This is a genomic window from Methanospirillum sp. (assembly GCF_028679455.1).
Taxonomy (GTDB): Archaea; Halobacteriota; Methanomicrobia; order Methanomicrobiales; family Methanospirillaceae; genus Methanospirillum.
Map to the genome: position 1 here is coordinate 1 of NZ_JAJRBM010000205.1, position 3,970 is coordinate 3,970.

Consider the following 3,970-nt stretch of genomic DNA (forward strand, 5'->3'; position numbering starts at 1 on the left):
GATTCCATTCCCCCATATATGAGTGGAAGGATCTCCTCTCCCTGATGAATGAGTCCTGTTTTAATGCCAAAGAGGCTGCAGGATTGTGCCATATCAGGCCGCCTGAAGTGCAGTAATCACATTGATCAGATCCATCGTCTCAGGTATATCATGAGTGCGGATCATTGCTGCTCCGGATAATACCAACCCTGCAGTTACTGCAAGGGTAGCTGCCAGACGGTCTTCTGGGTTTTTTCCGGTGGCTGAACCAAGAAATGTTTTTCGTGATATGGCAGCGAGCAATGGGCGATCAAATACTGATAACTCCTGAAACCGTCTGCAGATCTCAAAATCTGCTTCTGGGGTTCTTTCAGGGATCCATCTGCCAACTCCTGGATCCAGAATATAACTCTGAACTCCGGCGATCATAGCCCGGTCAGTAACGGTATGAAGAGATTTCATGGTTTCCTCAAAGTTACAGCAATCTCCCGGAGTCTGGTTAGCAGTCATCAGGATAGCCGGAATCCCTGCATCAGCAATTAACTGTGCGATCTCCGGGTTCAATAATCCGGATATGTCATTTGCCATATGAATATCATGGGTCAGAGCAGCTTCCAGCACTTCCGGATACATGGTATCAACACTGACCGTTATCCCGGTGCCATCCAGCGTTTTCAACGCTGCAGTGAGTCGCTCTTTCTCTTCATTTACAGAGATTATCCGACTCCCTGGTGCTGTACTGCGTGCACCGATATCGATGATATCTGCACCATGAGTGATCATATCTTCAGCAGTACATCTGATCTGATCATCAGGGACATAGGATCCAGAAAAAAAAGATTCCGGACTTATATTGATGATACCCATCAACACAGGTCTGCTGTTGCCGACCTGGATCTTATTTACTGTGCAGGGTTGCATCGCCTGATGGCTGCTTCCATGGTATTCTCCATCAGTGAAGCGATGGTCATCGGTCCCACTCCTCCCGGTACCGGTGTTATCGCCCCCGCGATCGCCTTGACTGCTTCGAAATCAACGTCTCCCCGCAATTTTCCATTAACATGGTTTGTCCCGACATCAATGACTGTGGCGCCTGGCTTCACCATATCTGCTGTTACCATGTCTGCTCTTCCTGCAGCACTGATGAGAATATCTGCCTGTCTGGTTATGGAAGGAAGATTTTTGGTTTTACTATGGCATATGGTGACCGTTGCATCCGCAAGCATAAGGAGAAGTGCCATCGGCCTTCCGACATCGACACTTCTTCCAATGACTACCGCATGTGCTCCGGTTATCTGAATCCCATATTCTTTCAGGATAGTCATGACTCCTTTGGGAGTACAGGATCTTGGGCCTGGCAATCCACCTACCAATCGTCCCATATTAACCGGGTGATAGCCGTCAACATCCTTTTCAGGCACTATTGCGTTGATAACCTGGTGAGTATCTATCTGGGCTGGGAGCGGTAACTGAACAAGAATGCCATCGATATCAGGATCCGCGTTGAGCATCTTCAGACGGTCAAGGACTTCCTGAGTTGTTGTTTCAGATGGAAGTTGCACATTCACTGACTGAATACCAACCTGTTCGCAGGCCCGGTGTTTCATTCTGACATAGAGGGCCGATGCAGGATCATCTCCCACAAGTACGGTTGCAAGAGTGGGAGTGATACCTTTTTCTCCGATCTCCTCTTTGAGCAGCGCGAGCCTGCGTTCAGAGAGTCCTTTCCCATCAAGTATCATACAAGGTCTGGATATAGGGGATACTGGCTCGCCATTGTCTTTATGTCTTCACAGATCTTTGCCTGGAGGGATTCGTTCTTAATATCCTTGATCACAGTTGCGATCCAGTCACCGATCTGCTTCATCTCACCCTCTTTCATACCCCGGCTGGTTACTGCAGGGGTTCCTACCCGCAGACCACTGGTAACGAACGGGCTCTTGGTCTCATTTGGAATGGTATTTTTATTTACCGTTATTCCTGCCCGTCCAAGTGCCTGCTCTGCTTCCAGACCAGTAAGTCCAAAGTTTGTGAGGTCAAGCAGACAAAGATGGTTATCGGTCCCTCCTGATACAAGCCTGACTCCATGCCCTTTCAGAGTCTCTGCAAGCGTGCGGGAGTTCTTTACCACCTGTTCAGCGTATTTCTTGAACTCCTTCGTTGATGCTTCCTTGAAACAGACTGCCTTTGCTGCTACAATGTGCATCAGCGGACCCCCCTGCATGCCTGGGAATACTGCCTTGTCGATGGGTTGTGCCCATTCCTTATCACAGAGAATAAACCCTCCCCGTGGACCCCGGAGAGTTTTATGGGTGGTGGATGTGGTGAATGTGGTCTTGCCTACCGGGCTTGGATGAATGCCTGTTGCACAGAGTCCGGCTATGTGGGCGATATCAGCCATACAGTATGCATCAACATCATTTGCGATCTCTGCGAAAGCCTTAAAGTCGATCTCACGGGGGTATGCACTTGCCCCGCATACGATCATCTTGGGCTTGATCTGTTTTGCCATCTCGGCAATTGCCCCGTAGTCCATGGTTTCGGTCTTCAGGTCTACTCCATATTGATGTGCTTCGTAAATAATACCTGAAAAGTTGACCGGAGATCCATGAGAAAGATGGCCGCCCTGGGAGAGGTTCATGGAGAGGATTTTATCCCCGGGTTTGAGGGTACTAAAGTACACTGCCATGTTTGCCTGGGATCCTGAGTGCGGCTGAACATTTGCGTGTTCTGCACCAAAAAGTGAACAAACGCGATCACGGGCAAGGTTTTCTGCCATATCGTGAAATTCACAACCGCCATAGTAACGTTTGCCCGGGTATCCTTCAGCATATTTATTGGTCAGGATAGATCCCATTGCTTCGAGAACTGCCTGACTGGCGAGGTTTTCTGATGCGATGAGTTCAAGCCCGTTAATCTGCCGGCTTTTCTCTTTTTCAATGATCGTTGCAATTTCTGGATCGATCTTTTCCAGATAGGCCATGTGCATACAGATACTCTCTGGGAGGGTAATATGGTTTCGAGGATGTAGTATTTGATGTATCAAACTGGATATTCAGTCACTCCTCATCGATTCAGAAATCAAATTCGAAATCTGCTCATGAAAATACAGATATACATATCTCAAAAATATGCCGTTTGATGTGCATGATTATATATGTATTGTGCGAATATTGGTACATATTCTGGGATTTTGGCGAACACAGACGATAGAGGTAGCGAAGAATGAGTGATGATGGGTATGGGGTTTCTTCTCCGGAAGACCGGACCGAACGGCTTGAACGACGGGTATCTGAACTGGAGGCTCTGGTTAAGGGTCTGACCGATGAAATGCTCGATATGAAGGCTGTGGTCATGAAAATAAAAAGAGATCAACGGCCAGCTCCGGTAATTCAGGCAGTGACACCTCCAGCTCCTTCCCGGAACAAAACTACCCGCCAGGATGAAGAGGGTGCCCATGATTCCATAGTATCCGGTGCTCCATCACAGCCTCCCCGTGAGAAAGTGACCCTCAAGATGCAACCTGATGGAACGTTGGCACCTGTCCGCGATATCGGTGAGGATATTATTATTGCATCACCCCGTGACGCCCGGCAACGGGGTAAGGATGGAAGTGGAAATCGAAACCGGAGCGATCTCATCATTGCTGAAGATGTTGACCTCACTGATAAGAAGTAACCATAACTCTACGGTGCCAGGGCTTGCATATCACTCATTTAGAGACTGATAACTTTAAGTCGTTCGGCAGAAAGACCAAAATCCCATTTTTTCCCGGGTTTACCGTAATCTCCGGACCAAACGGGTCCGGGAAAAGCAATATTATCGATAGCATTCTCTTTGTTCTGGCCCTCTCAACTTCCCGCTCTCTCCGTGCTGAACGCCTGACCGATCTGATCAATCTGAATTCGGGGAAGAACACCGCTGAAGTAGAACTGACCTTTTCTGACGGGACTGTCATCAAACGCAGGATCAAACGGACTGATAGTACCTA

The 3,970-nt window shown here is 48.3% G+C and carries 5 protein-coding genes; 2 read left to right on the forward strand and 3 right to left on the reverse strand.

The annotated features are described in order from the left end of the window. Positions 1-93: 93 nt before the first annotated feature. From folP to glyA, 3 genes are read right to left on the reverse strand one after another with little or no spacing between them, the layout of a single operon-like run. A complete protein-coding gene (gene folP, locus LUQ50_RS06800) occupies positions 94-900 on the reverse strand; it encodes a dihydropteroate synthase (RefSeq protein ID WP_300038118.1) in 807 nt (268 codons plus the stop codon). Next, on the reverse strand, positions 882-1,721 hold the full coding sequence (gene folD / locus LUQ50_RS06805) for a bifunctional methylenetetrahydrofolate dehydrogenase/methenyltetrahydrofolate cyclohydrolase FolD (protein WP_300038121.1): 840 nt from the start codon (positions 1,719-1,721) through the stop codon (positions 882-884). The genes folP and folD overlap by 19 nt, the downstream gene beginning before the upstream one ends. Then, positions 1,718-2,962 (reverse strand): serine hydroxymethyltransferase, encoded by a 1,245-nt coding sequence (glyA, locus tag LUQ50_RS06810; RefSeq protein ID WP_300038130.1) that lies wholly within the window; start codon positions 2,960-2,962, stop codon positions 1,718-1,720. Before glyA ends, folD begins: the two co-directional genes overlap by 4 nt. A gap of 242 nt (positions 2,963-3,204) precedes the next feature. Here glyA and LUQ50_RS06815 point away from each other — a divergent pair, with 242 nt between their 5' ends. Continuing rightward, positions 3,205-3,657: a hypothetical protein gene (locus LUQ50_RS06815; RefSeq protein ID WP_300038124.1), complete on the forward strand. Its 453-nt coding sequence runs from the start codon at positions 3,205-3,207 to the stop codon at positions 3,655-3,657. Between the two features lie 23 nt (positions 3,658-3,680). Then, on the forward strand, positions 3,681-3,970 hold a 290-nt coding region (locus LUQ50_RS06820), incomplete at its 3' end, for an AAA family ATPase (protein WP_300038127.1).